Raw genomic sequence first — 14,977 nt, 5'->3', positions numbered from 1 at the left:
CTCAGTACCGATGTAGTTGTGGTTGAGCATCCGGGCCTCTTCCTGGGCCAGGACGACAACCCGCCGCGCACGGTCGGTGAACCTCTCGAACATCTGCACTCCTCGCTGCGGCGTGACCTACAATCGGAGTCTCCACTTCGGTTACAGGCTATGAAGCGGCGAATCCGGATGTCAATCGAGGCGTGGGGAGAGCCGAGGGATGCCGAACGACCAGCGCGTTCCCGAGCCGGACGCCTCGGGAGGGCCGGTCAGGGCGCTGCGCGCCGACGCCCAGCGCAACCGTGCGCGCATCCTTGAGGCCGCCGAGGCCGTCTTCGCGGCCAAGGGCCCCTCCGCCTCGACCGAGGAGATCGCCCAGAAGGCCGGCGTCGGGATCGGGACCGTCTTCCGGCACTTTCCCACCAAGGAGTCCCTGCTCAAGGCGATCATGCACGCGGTCGCGGTCAGGCTGGCCGAGGAGACCAGGGCGCTCGCGGCCGAGGGCGACCCCGCCACCGCCTTCTTCACCTTCTTCACCCGCACCGTCGAGCAGGCGGCGGAGAAGAAGACCGTCGTCGATCTGCTCGCCCAGGCCGGCATCCCGGTCACCGTCGCCAAGCCGGTCCTCGCCCTGCGCGAGGCCGTCGAGGTGCTCGTCGGCACCGCCCAGCAGGCCGGGGCCGTGCGTCCCGACGTGCGCGTGCCGGAGGTCATGGCCCTGCTGATCGGGGTGTGCCAGGCGTCCCTGCACACCCGGTGGGAGCCCGAGTTGCGGGCCCGCACGCTCGCGATCGTCTTCTCGGGCCTGCGCCCCGCCGCCGCGGCCGGCTGACCCCCGCCTCTCGCCGGCCGGGAAAACCCGCAGCTCATCGGCGTGGCGGGCACGTCGTGTGAACCCTCGTGCCCGACAGCCGCAATGATTGGCTGCGCACGGTGCCGACGATCCCGTCGACGAAGAGGGGTCGGGCGTGCCGGGCAGCGGTCACCGTTGTCAGAGAGGAGACGACGTGCGGCGCCAGGACGAGGCCGAAGATCTGATCCAGTTGCTCACGCCCGAAGGCGAGCGTGTCGCGCACCCCGAGTACGACCTGGACCTGTCGAAGAGCCAGTATCGGGGGCTGTACCGCGACATGGCCCTGGTGCGCCGGATCGACCGGGAGGCCTTCGCTCTCCAGCGCCTCGGCGAGCTGGGGATGTGGATCCCGAGCCTGGGGCAGGAGGCCGCCCAGATCGGCTCGGGCCGGGCGCTGGCGCCGGACGACCACGTGTTCCCCTCCTATCGGGAGCACGGCGTCGCCTGGTGCCGGGGCATCGCTCCCCTCACGCTCATGGGCATGCTGCGCGGCACGACGAACGGCGGCTGGGACCCCCGGGAGACCCGCTTCCACCTCTACACGATCGTCCTCGGCGCCCAGACGCTGCACGCCGTGGGGTACGCCATGGGGGTCCGCAGGGACGGCGACGACTCGGCCGTCGTGGCCTACTTCGGCGACGGCGCGGCGAGCGAGGGGGACGTCAGCGAGGCGTTCAACTTCGCGGCCGTGTTCGACGCGCCGGTGGTGTTCTTCTGCCAGAACAACCAGTGGGCCATCTCCCACCCCGTCGGGCGGCAGAGCCGGGCGCCGATCTACCAGCGCGCGGGGGCCTTCGGTTTCCCTGGCGTACGGGTGGACGGCAACGACGTGCTGGCCTGCCTCGCCGTGACGAGGGCCGCGCTGCGGCACGTACGCTCCGGGGGCGGGCCGTTCCTCATCGAGGCGCACACCTACCGGATGGGCCCCCACACCACCTCCGACGACCCGGGCCGTTACCGGCCGGCCGAGGAGGTGGACGCGTGGCGGAAGAAGGACCCGATCGCGCGCATGCGGTCCTACCTGCTGCGGGAGGGCATGGCCGACGAGGCGTTCTTCGCCGAGGTCGAGGAGGAGGGCGACCGCATGGCGCTCGAACTGCGCAACGGGGTCATCGCCATGCCGGACCCGCCGGTGGACGCCATCTTCGACCACGTCTACGCCGACCGGCACGCGCTGGTGGAGGAGGAGCGCGCCTGGTACGCCGCCTACCTCGACCGCTTCGAGGAGCCCGGCGCCTGACCACCGGCGCCTGGGTGATCCGGGAGGGCCGTCTGATCGGGGACCGGGCGCGGCATGCCGATCCGCACGGGGACGCCGGGAGACGCGTGCACGAGCGGGTCGTGATCGGGCGCGGGAAGGCCGGCCGCTTCGAGAAGTCCCTGTTCCAGCTCGGCGAGCCGGGCGTGGTGCAGGGGCCAGCGCGGGTGTTCCACCTCCGCCGTCGCCAGACGGCCCGCGACGACCGTGAACAGCCGGTAGCGCTCGACGAGGAAGTCCGCCAGCCCACTCCGCTCGGCCTCGGTCAGCGGAGCGCCGAGGTCGACGTCCGCATCGCAGCGCGCCCCGGAGGGCCCCGGCCACCGGCGCAGGCAGCGGTAGCGGCGCCTCGCCCCCTCGCCCGTCACGGACATGTCCGACCAGTAGTACGGCAGCCGATACGTGGCCCGGGCGCCCAGCACGGCGGGCAGTCTCCCGGCGTCCAGCGACAGGAACCACAGGCCGCCCCTCCCCCGGGCGTCCCTGACGTACGTGCGCACGTTGGTCTCGGGGAAGCGCGACAGCCACGGCAGCGGCGGCAGGCCGGGCGCCCGCACGTCCCGCATCAGGAACGGCGTGAGCCCGACGTACGCGGAGCCCTCGTAGGTGTCCACGGTGAGCCCGTCCGGCAGGAACGCCTGCACGAGTCCGGGCGGATACCTCCAGTGGATGAACGTGATGTCGGCCCAGCGGTGGTGCATCACCGGACGCTCGACCCGTCCCGACGGCGTGGAGACCATGCCGGGCCTCTACCCAGGACGTCGCAGATCGGTCGCGATGATCTTGTCGAGGTTGCGTTCGGCGAGCGCGGTGATCGTGACGAACGGGTTGACGCCCGTGCTGCCGGGGATCAGCGAGCCGTCCACGACGTACAGGCCGGGGTAGCCGGGCAGGCGGCCGTACGCGTCGGTGGCCTGGCCGAGCACGCAGCCGCCGAGCGGGTGGTAGGTGAGGTCGTCGCCCCACACCTTGCCGACGCCGAACAGGTCGGACCGGTAGACCGTCCCCTCCTTCCTGTTGATGGCGTCGAAGACGGTTCTGGCCGCCTCGACGGACGGGCGGTTCTGGGCGGTCTGCCAGGTCAGGCCGACGGCGCCGGTCGTGTGGTCGAACGCGAAGCGGCCCCGGTTCGGGTTCCTGGTGATCGCGAGGTACAGGCTGATCCACAGCTCGACCCCGGCCGGGAACGGCGCGATCTCCGCGAACACCGGCGCGCTCGACGCCCAGTTGTCGATGCCGACGACCGGCATGCCCGACTGCAGGGCGCCGGTGGGGTTCCACACATGGCCCGCCCTGGCGACCATCACGTTGCCGTTGTTGCCCCAGCCCTCGCCGACGGCGCCGGGCAGGTCGGGCAGCCTGCCCAGGGCCCTCATCGCGACGAGCAGCTTGCTCGTGCCGACGCTGCCGGCCGCGAAGAACACCCGGTCCGCGACCACCGCCTTGGTGGCGACCGTGGCGCCTGAGGTGTCGGTCTGCACCATCTCCACGCGGTATCCGCGGCCGGCGGCCGGGGCGACGCCGGTGACCGTGTGCAGGGGGCTGACGGTGAGCCTGCCGGTCGCCGCGGCCGCGGCCAGATAGGTCTTGTCGAGGGACCGCTTCCCGTGGTTGTTGCCGTAGATGACCTCGCTCGCCAGCGCGGAGCGCGGCACCCGGCCGGCCTGCTCCTGCTCCATGTATCCGAAGTCGTAGACGTTCGGCACGAACGTGGTGGCGAAGCCGGCGCGTCGTGCGGCGTCGCGGCCGGCCCGGGCGAACCGATAGCACTCGGCGGACTCGAACCAGGCGGGATCGACCTCGTTCACGCCCAGGCCGGCGGTGGCGCGCGGGAAGTACGTCCGGTACATCTCGTCGGCGTCGACGTCCGGCAGGATCTCCTCGAAGTAGGCGCGCCTGGGGACGACGGCCATGCCGCCGTTGACGAGCGACCCGCCGCCGACGCCGCGCCCCTGGTAGACCCGGACGCCGGGGAAGTCCTCCGCGTCGAGCACGCCGGTGTGTCTGTCGATGCCCCGGTCGACCGGCAGCCCCAGGAGATGGCCCACGGGCTGGGCCGTCCTCGTCCGCAGCCAGTAGGCGCGCCCGTCCGGATTCAGCATGTCGCAGAAGATCCGGCCGTCGGCGCCGGGGGTGGTCCAGGCCTGGCCCATCTCCACGATGTGGGTGTCCACGCCGGCCCGCGTGAGCCGCAGCGCGGCCACCGCGCCGCCGTACCCGCTGCCGATGACGAGCGCGGGCACGTGGTCGCCGTCGGCGAGCGTGCGGTGCGGCGCCGCCGCGGCGGCCGTCCAGCGGCCCTGGGCGACGAGCGCGCCGACAGTGAAACCTGTTGCAGCAAGGAAGCCGCGACGCGTCGGTCCCGGCCGGGAGCCCAACCGAAAACCGGTTTTCATCGAGGATGCATCCATGCGACACCCCTCGCCAGAACAAAACAAGAACCTGTTACAAACAGGTGTACGCTCCCAGGACCCGTCTGCCAAGGCCGCGAGCGCCCCTTCCGTGTCGGTGCGCGACGCTACGATCATGCGCATGTCGGACGACTTAGCGGGGAACGCCCGATCCTTCCAGGTCGACCTGCGCGGACTGGTCGATCTGCTGTCCCACCACCTCTACTCCAGCCCCCGGGTGTACCTGCGCGAGCTGCTGCAGAACGCGGTGGACGCGGTCACCGCGCGGCTGGCGGCGGATCCGGCGGCGCCGACGGACATCCGGATCACCGTCGAGGACAACGGGCTGCGGATCGACGACCCGGGGATCGGCCTGACCGAGGCCGACGTGCACCGCTTCCTCGCCACCATCGGCCGCTCCTCCAAGCGGGACGACCTCGAAGGGGCCCGGCAGGAGTTCCTCGGCCAGTTCGGCATCGGTCTGCTGGCGTGTTTCACGGTGGCCGAGCGGATCCAGGTGCTCACCCGGTCGGCCCGCGACCCGGACGCCCCGGGGGTCGAGTGGTCGGCGGCCTCCGACGGGACGTACACCGTGCGGACGCTCTCGCCGGACGAGCGTGTCGTGCCGGGCACCACGGTGCGCCTGCTGGCGCGGCCGGGGGCGCGGCGGTGGTTCGCCCCCGACCTCGTGGCCGACCTGGCCCGCGACTTCGGCGCGCTGCTGCCGTACGCGGTGACGGTGACGGGGGGCGGGCGGACGGTCCGCACCACGGACAGCCCTCCCGTATGGGACCGCCCCTACCGGTCGGCGGCCGAGCGCCGGGCGGCGCTGCTCGCGTACGGCGAGCGGGTGCTCGGCTTCGCGGCGCTCGACGTGGTCGAGCTCGACGTGGAGCTGGCCGGAGTACGCGGGGCCGCCTACATCCTGCCGAACGCGGCCAACCCGGCGGCCGGGGGCCGCCACCGGGTCTACCTGAAGGGCATGCTGCTCGGCGACGCGGTCACCGGCCTGCTGCCCGACTGGGCCTTCTTCGCGCGCTGCGTGATCGACACCGACACCCTGCGCCCCACCGCGTCGCGGGAGGGGCTCTACGAGGACGAGACGCTGGTCGCGGTCCGCGAGGCCCTGGGCGCCCGGCTGCGCGACTGGCTGACCGGCCTGGCCGCGCAGGAGCCGGGCCGCCTGGCCGCGTTCCTGTCCGTGCACGCCCTCGGCGTCAAGTCGCTGGCCAGGCACGACTCCGAGCTCTTCGAGATCATGCTGCCCCATCTGCGGTTCGAGACCACCGACGGCGAGGTGACGCTCGCCGAGTTCGCCAGGAAACACCCGGTCGTGCGGGTCACGTCCTCGGTGGAGGAGTTCCGGCAGGTCGCCGGCATCGCGGCGGCCCAGGGCCTCGGGGTGGTCAACGGCGGCTACACCTACGACGGCGAGCTGGTCGCCGCGCTTCCCGGCGTCCTGCCGGGGGTGACGGTCGAGGAGCTGGACGCGGACGTGGTCACCGCGGCTCTCGACCCGGTGGACCCCGGCGAGGAGCTGGCGATGGCCGCCTTCCTCACCGCGGCCCGCGCGGCGCTCGACCCGCTGGAGTGCGACGTGATCCTGCGCGCCTTCTACCCGGCGTCGGTGTCCGCCCTCCACCTCGACTCGCGGGCCGCCCGCAGCGAGCGCGCCCGGGCGGAGACCGCGGCCGAGTCCGACGAGCTGTGGGCCGAGATCCTCGGCGCGCTCAAGTCGTCCGCGCCGCGCGCGCAGCTCGTGCTCAACCACCGCAGCCCGGTGGTGCGCAGGCTGGCGACGATCCGCGACCGCACGCTGCTCGTCACCGCCGTCGAGGCGTTGTACGGCCAGGCGTTGCTGATGACGCACCGGCCGCTGCGGCCCATGGACACCTCGCTGCTCAACCGGGCCTTCGACCAGTTGCTCGGCTGGGCCGCGGCGAGCGTCGTCGAAGCGCCGGAAGGAGAGGGGCGATGAGCGGCGCCGCCGAGATCCGCGCGGCCCTGGAGGAGTGCGCGGCCCTGCCCGAGGGGCGGCAGAAGGCCGAGCGCCTGGAGGTGCTCGCCGCGCAGGCCCGCACGGCCGACGACCGCTCGCTTGAGGGCGAGGTCCTGCTCGCCCTCATTGAGGCGTACCTGTACGCCGCCGAGGGCGACCGCATGCCGGTCGCGGCGGGCCGGCTCCTGCGGCTGCTCGACGACCACCCGGACGAGCTGGGCCGGCTGACCTACTCCATCCACTGGCAGCTCAAGTGGATGACGCACAGCCTGGTCAACAATCCCGCCGTGCCGCTGGAGACGACCCACCGGTGGCTCCACGAGCTGCAGAGCCGTTATCGGGAGCGCGGCTACAGCGCACGCCCGGTGCTCGCGCTGCGCTCGCTGCTGGCGCAGGAGACCGGCGACTTCGAGACGGCCGCCGCCGCGATGGAGGCGTCCATCGCCGCGCCCGACGACATGATGGCCGACTGCGACGCCTGCGAGCACAACGGGTGGGGCACGTGGCGGGAGGCCGCGGGCGACGACGAGGGCGCGCTGGAGTTCTGGGCGCCGCTGCTCGACGGCGAGCTGACCTGCGCCGAGGAGCCCCACCGGGTGCTCGGGCAGGCCCTGCTCCCCCTGCTGCGGACGGGCCGCGTCGACGACGCCCGCGGCGCCCACCTGAAGGGGTATCGCCTGGCCCGGCGCACGCTCTCCCTGCGCGAGGCGGTGGGGCAGCACATCGAGTTCTGCGCGCTGACCGGCAACGAGGCGCGCGGCCTGGAGATCCTCACCGAGCACGTCGCCTGGCTCACCCCCCAGGGCGAGGAGGTCTCGCGGCGGCTCGGCTTCGTCTGCGGCGCCGCCGTGCTGCTGCGCCGCCTGTCCGCGCTCGGGCACGACGACCTGCCGGTGGGCGACCGTACGGCGGGGGCCGCGCTCGGCGACCTGGAGCGGGAGATCGGCGACATCTGCGCCCGTTACGACGCCCGCAACGGCACCCGCGTCATGAGCGAGCGGGTGGCGGCGCGGCTGAGCCGGGAGCCGCTGCTCGATCGGCTGCCGCTGGGCTCCCCCGTACGACTGCCGCGACCGGCGGGGGCCGCAGGCTCTGTCCCGCCCCGCCCGGCGCAGGCGTCCCCCGCACCGGCGTCGGCCGCGCCGGCGTCGATCGAGGACCTCGTCGCCGAGGCACGGCGGCTGTCCGCGCTGCGCCACCCGCACGCGGACGAGGCGTGGGAACGGGTCGGCGCCGCCGGGGGCGACCTGCCCGAGCCGGTGGCCGCGCAGGTCGAGCTCAGGAGGGCGGCGACGGCGATGGAGCGGGACCCCTCCGCCGCGCACCCGCGGCTCCTGGCGGTCGCGGAACGCTTCGAGCGGCTCGGCGACCGGGCCCACGCGCTCGAGGCGCGCGCCGCGGCGGCCGTCGCCCTGGCCTACGCGGGCGACCGGGCCGGCGGCGAGTGTCTCGCGGAGACCGTCACCGCCGAGGCCGCCGCCGCGTACGCCCAGGGGACGCTCGACGCCGGGGAGTACCTGGCGGCCCGCAGGGCCGGGGCGTACGTCGCGGTGAGCACGCTCGCCGGGCCGGACGGGCCGGCCGAGACCGGCATCCTGGCGGCGCGCGCCCGGGTGGAGGCGGAGCTGTCCGCGGCGGAGGAGCTGGGCGGGACCGGCCGGGCCGGCAGTTACCACGACATGCTGGCCCGGATCTTCCTCCTGCTCGGCGACATCGAGACCGCGCGCACGCATCTGGCGTCCGCGCTGAACCGCTTTCGCGACGCGGGCATGCCGTGGCACGCCGCGCGGCCCGCGGGCATGCTCGGCCAGATCGCCCTCGACCGGGGGGATCCGAAGAGCGCCGAGGACTACGTGTCGACGGCCCTGGACTACGGCGCGGACCTGCTGCCCGCCGACGAGGCGGCGGGACTGAGCTCCCTGCTCGTCGAGGCGCTCACCCGGCAGCCCGGCCGCGAACTCGACGTGGTGGGGGCGGCGCTCGCCGCGGCCTCGCGGTGGGACGGCCTTTCCGAGCCGGACACGCTGCACAACACCTTCGCCGCCGCCCGCGCCTATCACCTCCTCGGCCGGCACGGCGAGGCCGCCGCGTTGTTCGAGGAGGTCATGCCGCGCGTCGAGGTCCCGTACGACGGGGAGGCCGTCGCGCGGACGCGGGCGCAGTACGGCCGGTCGCTGGCCGAGCTGGGCCGGCACCGGGAGGCCGCCGAGCAGTTCGTCATGGCCGCGCGGCTCGTGCAGGACGACCCCGGCGCGAAGGAACTGCACGCGGAGCTGGCCTGGTCGGCCGCCGAGGCGCTGCAGTTCGCCGGGAGGGCGGACGAGGCGCTGCCCGCCTTCCAGCGCGCGGCACGGCTGTGGGCCGACCTCGGCATGGTCGTCCCGCGGGTGCGGTGCCTGCGGGCCGCCGCCTGGCTGATGGACTGGACGGGCGAGGACACCACGGAGAACGGGGACACGGAGGACGGCGACACGGAGGACGGGGACACGGAGCCGCCGGGCGTCACCGCGATGCGGGCCGTGCTGGCGGAGCTGGAGTCCCTCGCTGCCGCCGAGCCGTCGGAGGAGGTCGCGGCCGAGCTCGCCGAGACGCGCCGGCAACTCGACGCGATGCTCGACGACGGCTTCGACTCGTTCGACTTCGACGATGACGAGAGCCAGGACGAGAGCGAGGACGAAGTCAGGGGCGAGGGCGAGGAGTAGACCCCAGGTGACGGCCACGGCGGGACACCGCCGGGCCTGAGCGGTAGCATGCCCTCGCCTCAGCGGACTTTCGTCACAACCCGGCAAAAGTTTTGTCGTTTCGCGAGAACTATCTTCACAACTCTTCGAAAGGCGCTTACCTTCGGGGCGAATCACCGCTGCCGCGGCTGGTTCGTGAAGCGAACGCGTGCCAGCGACCGTGCGCCGGCCCGCACCGCACCGAAGGAAAGGAAGCTCCGCCATGCCCCCCAGGCGGCCGACCGATCGCGCCAGAAAACGGATCGCGCAGACCTGCGCCTTACTCCTGGCCTTCACGGGCCTGACCGTGCTCACCCCGGCCGCGCCCGCGCAGGCGCACGCGGCGCCCGTCGACGCCGCCGACTACCAGCGCGTGGAGCTGGCCAGGGGTGTCGCCGAGATGGGCGAGCCGATGACGATGACCGTGCTGCCCGACCTGTCGGTGCTGCACACCGCTCGCGAGGGCGTCCTGCGGCGCACCGACGCGCGCGGCGACACGACCGTGGTCGGCACGCTGAACGTCTACACCCACGACGAGGAGGGGCTCCAGGGAGTCGCCGCCGATCCGGGCTTCGCGACCAACCGGTTCATCTACCTCTACTACGCTCCCCGGCTCAACACCCCCGACGGCGACGCCCCGGCCACCGCGTCCGACTTCTCGGCCTGGAAGGGCGTGAACCGGCTGTCCAGGTTCACCGTCAAGCCCGACTGGACGCTGGACAAGGACAGCGAGGTCAAGATCCTCGATGTGCCTGCCGACCGCGGGATCTGCTGCCACGTCGGCGGCGACATGGACTTCGACGCCGCCGGCAACCTCTATCTCTCGACCGGCGACGACAGCAACCCCTTCGACTCGTCGGGCTACGCCCCGATCGACGAGCGGCCCGACCGCAACCCGGCGTACGACGCCCAGCGCAGCGCCGGCAACACCAACGACCTGCGCGGCAAGATCCTGCGCATCAAGGTCAAGCCGGACGGGACCTACGACGTCCCCGAGGGCAACCTGTTCCCTCCGGGCACCCCGGACACCCGGCCCGAGATCTACGCGATGGGCTTCCGCAACCCGTTCCGGCTGAGCGTCGACAAGGCCACCGGTGTCGTCTACGTGGGCGACTACGGCCCCGACGCCGGCAGCACCGACCCCAACCGGGGGCCGAGCGGCCAGGTCGAGTTCAACCGGGTCACCCGCCCGGGCAACTACGGCTGGCCCTACTGCACGGGCACCAACACGCCGGTCGAGACCTACAACGCGTTCACCTTCCCCTCCGGCCCCTCCGGGGCGAAGTACGACTGCGCCGGCGGCCCGGTCAACGGCTCCTTCCGCAACACCGGGCAGCGCACGCTGCCGCCCGCCCAGCCCGCGTGGATCAGGTACGGCGGCGACGCCGGGTCCCCGCCCGAGTTCGGCGGCGGTTCCGAGTCGCCCATGGGCGGCCCGGTCTACCACTACGACGCGGCCCTGAACTCCGCGGTCAAGTTCCCCCAGGACCTGGACGGCCACCTGTTCGCCGGCGAGTTCGGCCGTAGGTGGATCAAGGCGATCGACGTGGGGGCCGACGGGACGCGCGGCGACATCGCCGACTTCCCGTGGACCGGCACGCAGGTGATGGACCTGGCGTTCGGCCCGGACGGCGCGCTGTACGTGCTCGACTACGGCACCGGCTACTTCAACGGCGACGCCAACTCGGCGCTGTATCGCTTCGAGTACATCAAGGGCCGTGACCGCTCCCCCATCGCCGTCGCCAAGGCCGACAAGACCTCGGGCAAGACGCCTCTCACGGTCACGTTCTCCTCGGCCGGCTCCGCCGACCCCGAGGGCGCCACGCTCACCTACGCCTGGGACTTCGGCGACGGCACGACCTCCACCGAGGCGAACCCGGTCAAGACCTACGACAAGGACGGCACGTACACCGCGACGCTCACGGTGCGCGACCCCGCGGGCAACAGCGGCAGCGCGAGCGTGGTCGTCACGGCGGGCAACACCGCGCCGACCGTGACCATCGAGACGCCCGTCGCGGGCAGCCTGTTCCAGTGGGGCGACTCGGTCCCCTTCACGATCAAGGTCACCGACCCCGAGGACGGCGACGTCGACTGCGCGAAGGTCAAGATGACCTACGTGCTCGGCCACGACAGCCACGGCCACCAGATCAGCTCGAAGAACGGCTGCTCGGGCGAGCTGACCATCCCCGTCGACGGCGAGCACGACGACGCGGCGAACATCTTCGCGGTGTTCGACGCCGAATACACCGACAAGGGCGGGCTCACCACCCACGCCCAGCACATCCTGCAGCCCCGGCACCGGCAGGCGGAGCACTACTCGGCCTCCTCGGGCGTCAACCCGATCAGCAAGTCGCAGGCGCACGGCGGCAAGACCGTCGGTGACATCAACAACGGCGACTGGATCTCCTTCAAGCCCTACGAGCTGAGCAAGGCCAAGGGGATCGCCGCCCGCGTCTCCTCCGGCGGGAAGGGCGGCACCATCGAGGTCCGCGCGGGCTCTCCGAGCGGCATCCTGCTGGGCAAGGTGAGCGTGCCCGTCACCGGAGGCTGGGAGACCTTCACCGACGTCTCCGCGCCGCTGTCGAACGCCCCGGCCGGAACGACCGAGCTCTACCTGTTCTTCAAGGGCAACGACGGCGCGCTGTTCGACGTGGACGACTTCACGCTGACGGCCGAGCGGCCCGCGGGCGGAAGCCCTGGACCGATCGTCAACGCCGGCGGCATGTGCCTCGACGTCGCGGGCGCCAACCCGGCCAACGGCACCAACGTGCAGCTCTACCAGTGCAACGACACCGGGGCGCAGGTCTGGACGGTCAGCGGCTCCACCCTCCGCTCGCTCGGCAAGTGCCTCGACGTGTCCAACGGCGGCACCGCCGACGGCACGCGGGTGCAGATCTGGGACTGCGTCGCCGGCGTCGGCGCGCAGGTCTGGACGATCGGGACGGACGGCACGATCAGGAATCCGCAGTCCGGCAAGTGCCTCGACGGCTCGAACACCGGGCAGATGGTCATCAAGACCTGTGACGGCGGCAACGCGCAGAAGTGGACGACCTCGACGACCCCGGGCAGCGGCGAGGGCGAGGTTCTGGTCTTCTCGCGTACGGCCGGCTTCCGGCACGACTCGATCCCGGCCGGCATCCAGGCCATCAAGGACCTGGGCTTCACGGTCACCGCGACCGAGGACCCGGCCGCCTTCACCACTCAGAACCTGGCGAAGTACAAGGCCGTGGTGTTCCTCAGCACCACGGGCGACGTGCTGAACGACGCCCAGCAGGCGGCCTTCGAGTCGTACGTCAAGGCGGGCGGCGGCTACGTCGGCATCCACGCGGCGGCCGACACGGAGTATGACTGGCCGTTCTACGGCGGCCTGGTCGGGGCGTGGTTCGCCTCGCATCCGGCCGTCCAGCAGGCGACCGTGAAGGTGGAGGACCGGGCCCACCCGGCGACCGCCCACCTCGGGCCGGCGTGGACCCGCACCGACGAGTGGTACGACTACCGCTCCAACGCCCGCACCACCGCCCACGTGCTGGCCTCGCTGGACGAGAAGTCGTACTCCGGCGGCAAGATGGGAGAGGACCACCCGATCGCGTGGTGCAAGGAGTACCAGGGCGGCCGGTCGTTCTACACGGGCGGCGGGCACACGGCCTCCTCCTTCTCCGAGCCGGAGTTCCGGCAGCACCTGCTCGGCGGCATCAGGTACGCCATGGGCGACCTCAAGGCCGACTGCCGTCCCGAGACCGGCTACACGACGCTCTATAACGGCAGCACCACCGGCTGGCAGCAGGCCGGGCCCGGCGGCTTCACCAACGCCGACGGCACCCTGACCTCGCACGGCGGCCTGGGGCTGTTCTGGTACAAGGCGAAGGAGTTCCACTCCTACTCGCTCAAGCTGGACTGGAGGATGCGCGGCGACGACAACGCGGGCGTGTTCGTCGGCTTCCCCGCCTCGGACGACCCGTGGTCGGCGGTCGACAACGGCTACGAGATCCAGATCGACGCCACGGACGTTCCCGAGAAGACGACCGGGTCGGTCTACGGCTTCCAGTCGGCGGACCTCAAGGCCAGGGACGCCGCGCTCAACCCGCCGGGGCAGTGGAACACCTACGAGCTCCGGGTGGAGGGTGAGCGCCTGCAGATCTTCCTGAACGGCGTGAAGATCAACGACTTCGTCAACACCGACCCGAAGCGGTCCCTGCAGCAGGGCTACGTGGGCATCCAGAACCACGGCGACGGCGACGAGGTGGCGTTCCGGAACATCCGCATCAAGGAGCTCGGCCCGGCGGAGGGCGACGTCACCGTCCAGGCCGAGAGCTGGACGGAGGCGAAGGGCGTCGACACCTACCCCCATGCCCCCGCGCACGGCGGCACCGTGCTCGGCTACGTCAACCCCGGCGACTGGGCGGCGTACGACGGCGTGGACCTCACCGGCGTGACCCGGTTCACGGCCCGGGTGGCCTCGCCCAACCCGAGCGGCGGCTTCGAGATCCGGACCGGCTCCCCGACCGGCCCCGTGCTCGGCAGCGTCACCGTCCCGAACACCGGCGGATGGGAGTCGTACGCGGACGTCTCCACGGCGCTCACGAACGTCCCCTCCGGGAGCGTGAAGCTCTACCTGGTGTTCACCGGGGCCGACTTCGACGTGGACGACTTCACGCTCGTCCGCGCCCCGAAGGACGCCAAGGCGCCGGTGACGACGGCCACCCTCGACCCGGCGGAGCCGGCGAGCGGCTGGTTCACCGGGCCGATCTCGGTCACCCTTCAGGCCTCCGACGAGGGCTCCGGGGTCGACACGACCGAATACAAGGTGGACGACGGCCAGTGGGCCGCCTACACCGAGGCGGTCGTGGTCTCGGGCGACGGCTCGCACACGCTGGCCTACCGCTCCGCGGACAAGGCGGGCAACGTCGAGGACGCCAAGACCCTCGCGGTCAAGGTGGACGCGACGGCGCCGATGACCACCGCGTCGTTCGCCCCGGCGAACGACGACGGCTGGCACAACGGCGCGGTCCCGGTGACCCTGGCCGCGACGGACGGCACGTCCGGCGTGGCGAAGACCGAGTACTCGATGGACGGCGGCGCCTGGACGGCGTACACCACGACGGTCGACGTCGCGGGCGAGGGGCAGCACGAGCTGCGCTACCGCTCGGCCGACAAGGCCGGCAACGTCGAGGAGATCAAGGCCGTGACGGTCAGGATCGACACGAAGGCCCCGACCGTCGCGGTCTCCGGGGTGGCCGGCGGGCAGAAGTACGGCGACGGCCAGGACCTGCGGATCGGCTGGACGGCCGTCGACAACGGCTCCGGCGTCAAGACGGTCACCGGCACGCTGGACGGCAAGCCGTTCACGGCGGGCACGGTCCAGGCGCTTTACGAGCTGGCCCTGGGCGAGCACACGCTGACCGTCACCGCCGTCAACAAGGCGGGCAACCGGACCGTTCAGACGGTGAAGTTCTCCGTCGTCACCTCGACGGACGACATCACCGCTCTGATCGACCGTTTCGAGGCCGCAGGGAAGCTGACCGGCAGGAACGCCGACAAGCTGCACACGTCGCTCGACGGCGTGCGCAAGGCCGAGGACAAGGACGACAAGGGCAAGGACAGGGACGACAAGATCGTCAAGGAGCTCGAGAAGTTCAAGAAGACCGTCGACGACAAGAAGGTCGTGACCGACGCCCAGGTCCGCGCCACACTCCTGCGGGACGCCGACGCGCTGATCGTCCAGCACGGCGGCACGCCGAAGGGCTGACGCCCTGCTGATTCACCCATCTGATTCACCCG

The 14,977-nt window shown here is 72.2% G+C and carries 7 protein-coding genes; 5 read left to right on the top strand and 2 right to left on the bottom strand.

Features of this window, described 5'->3' with window-relative positions; translation table 11 throughout:
* Positions 1-199 precede the first annotated feature (199 nt).
* Together ABZ860_RS34735 and pdhA are read left to right on the top strand one after the other, a co-directional pair.
* Entirely contained in the window at positions 200-811 is a 612-nt protein-coding gene (locus tag ABZ860_RS34735; RefSeq protein WP_357228608.1) for a helix-turn-helix domain-containing protein, read from the top strand.
* A gap of 175 nt (positions 812-986) precedes the next feature.
* Positions 987-2,072 (top strand): pyruvate dehydrogenase (acetyl-transferring) E1 component subunit alpha, encoded by a 1,086-nt coding sequence (gene pdhA / locus ABZ860_RS34730; protein WP_357228606.1) that lies wholly within the window; start codon positions 987-989, stop codon positions 2,070-2,072.
* Here the strand turns inward: pdhA and ABZ860_RS34725 are convergent.
* Both ABZ860_RS34725 and ABZ860_RS34720 read right to left on the bottom strand, forming a co-directional pair.
* Entirely contained in the window at positions 2,039-2,830 is a 792-nt protein-coding gene (locus tag ABZ860_RS34725) for a DUF2071 domain-containing protein (protein ID WP_357228603.1), read from the bottom strand. The genes pdhA and ABZ860_RS34725 overlap by 34 nt on opposite strands.
* A gap of 9 nt (positions 2,831-2,839) precedes the next feature.
* Entirely contained in the window at positions 2,840-4,486 is a 1,647-nt protein-coding gene (locus ABZ860_RS34720) for a GMC oxidoreductase (RefSeq protein WP_357228601.1), read from the bottom strand.
* 136 nt (positions 4,487-4,622) lie between these two features.
* Between ABZ860_RS34720 and ABZ860_RS34715 the strand changes: the two genes are divergently transcribed.
* The 3 genes from ABZ860_RS34715 to ABZ860_RS34705 all read left to right on the top strand — a co-directional run bounded on the left by ABZ860_RS34715 (position 4,623) and on the right by ABZ860_RS34705 (position 14,945).
* A complete protein-coding gene (locus tag ABZ860_RS34715) occupies positions 4,623-6,458 on the top strand; it encodes an HSP90 family protein (protein ID WP_357228599.1) in 1,836 nt (611 codons plus the stop codon).
* The gene (locus tag ABZ860_RS34710) at positions 6,455-9,181 is read left to right on the top strand and encodes a hypothetical protein (protein WP_357228596.1); all 2,727 of its coding nucleotides are present in this window, start codon (positions 6,455-6,457) and stop codon (positions 9,179-9,181) included. Before ABZ860_RS34715 ends, ABZ860_RS34710 begins: the two co-directional genes overlap by 4 nt.
* A gap of 241 nt (positions 9,182-9,422) precedes the next feature.
* Positions 9,423-14,945 carry a ThuA domain-containing protein gene (locus ABZ860_RS34705; protein ID WP_357228593.1) on the top strand — a complete coding sequence of 1,841 codons (5,523 nt, stop codon included), beginning with the start codon at positions 9,423-9,425 and terminating at the stop codon, positions 14,943-14,945.
* Positions 14,946-14,977: the final 32 nt, after the last annotated feature.

It is taken from the genome of Microbispora sp. NPDC046973, assembly GCF_040644495.1.
GTDB lineage: Bacteria > Actinomycetota > Actinomycetes > Streptosporangiales > Streptosporangiaceae > Microbispora.
Note: the sequence above shows the minus strand (reverse complement) of the source record. Positions and strands in the feature narration are given on the sequence as shown.

What these genes read in the sequence shown, in the direction of transcription:
- ABZ860_RS34735 (WP_357228608.1), top strand. Translation starts at nt 200, where the DNA reads ATGCCGAACGACCAGCGCGTTCCCGAGCCGGACGCCTCGGGAGGGCCG.
- ABZ860_RS34705 (WP_357228593.1), top strand. Translation starts at nt 9,423, where the DNA reads ATGCCCCCCAGGCGGCCGACCGATCGCGCCAGAAAACGGATCGCGCAG.
- ABZ860_RS34715 (WP_357228599.1), top strand. Translation starts at nt 4,623, where the DNA reads ATGTCGGACGACTTAGCGGGGAACGCCCGATCCTTCCAGGTCGACCTG.
- ABZ860_RS34725 (WP_357228603.1), bottom strand. Translation starts at nt 2,830, where the DNA reads ATGGTCTCCACGCCGTCGGGACGGGTCGAGCGTCCGGTGATGCACCAC.
- ABZ860_RS34710 (WP_357228596.1), top strand. Translation starts at nt 6,455, where the DNA reads ATGAGCGGCGCCGCCGAGATCCGCGCGGCCCTGGAGGAGTGCGCGGCC.
- ABZ860_RS34720 (WP_357228601.1), bottom strand. Translation starts at nt 4,486, where the DNA reads ATGAAAACCGGTTTTCGGTTGGGCTCCCGGCCGGGACCGACGCGTCGC.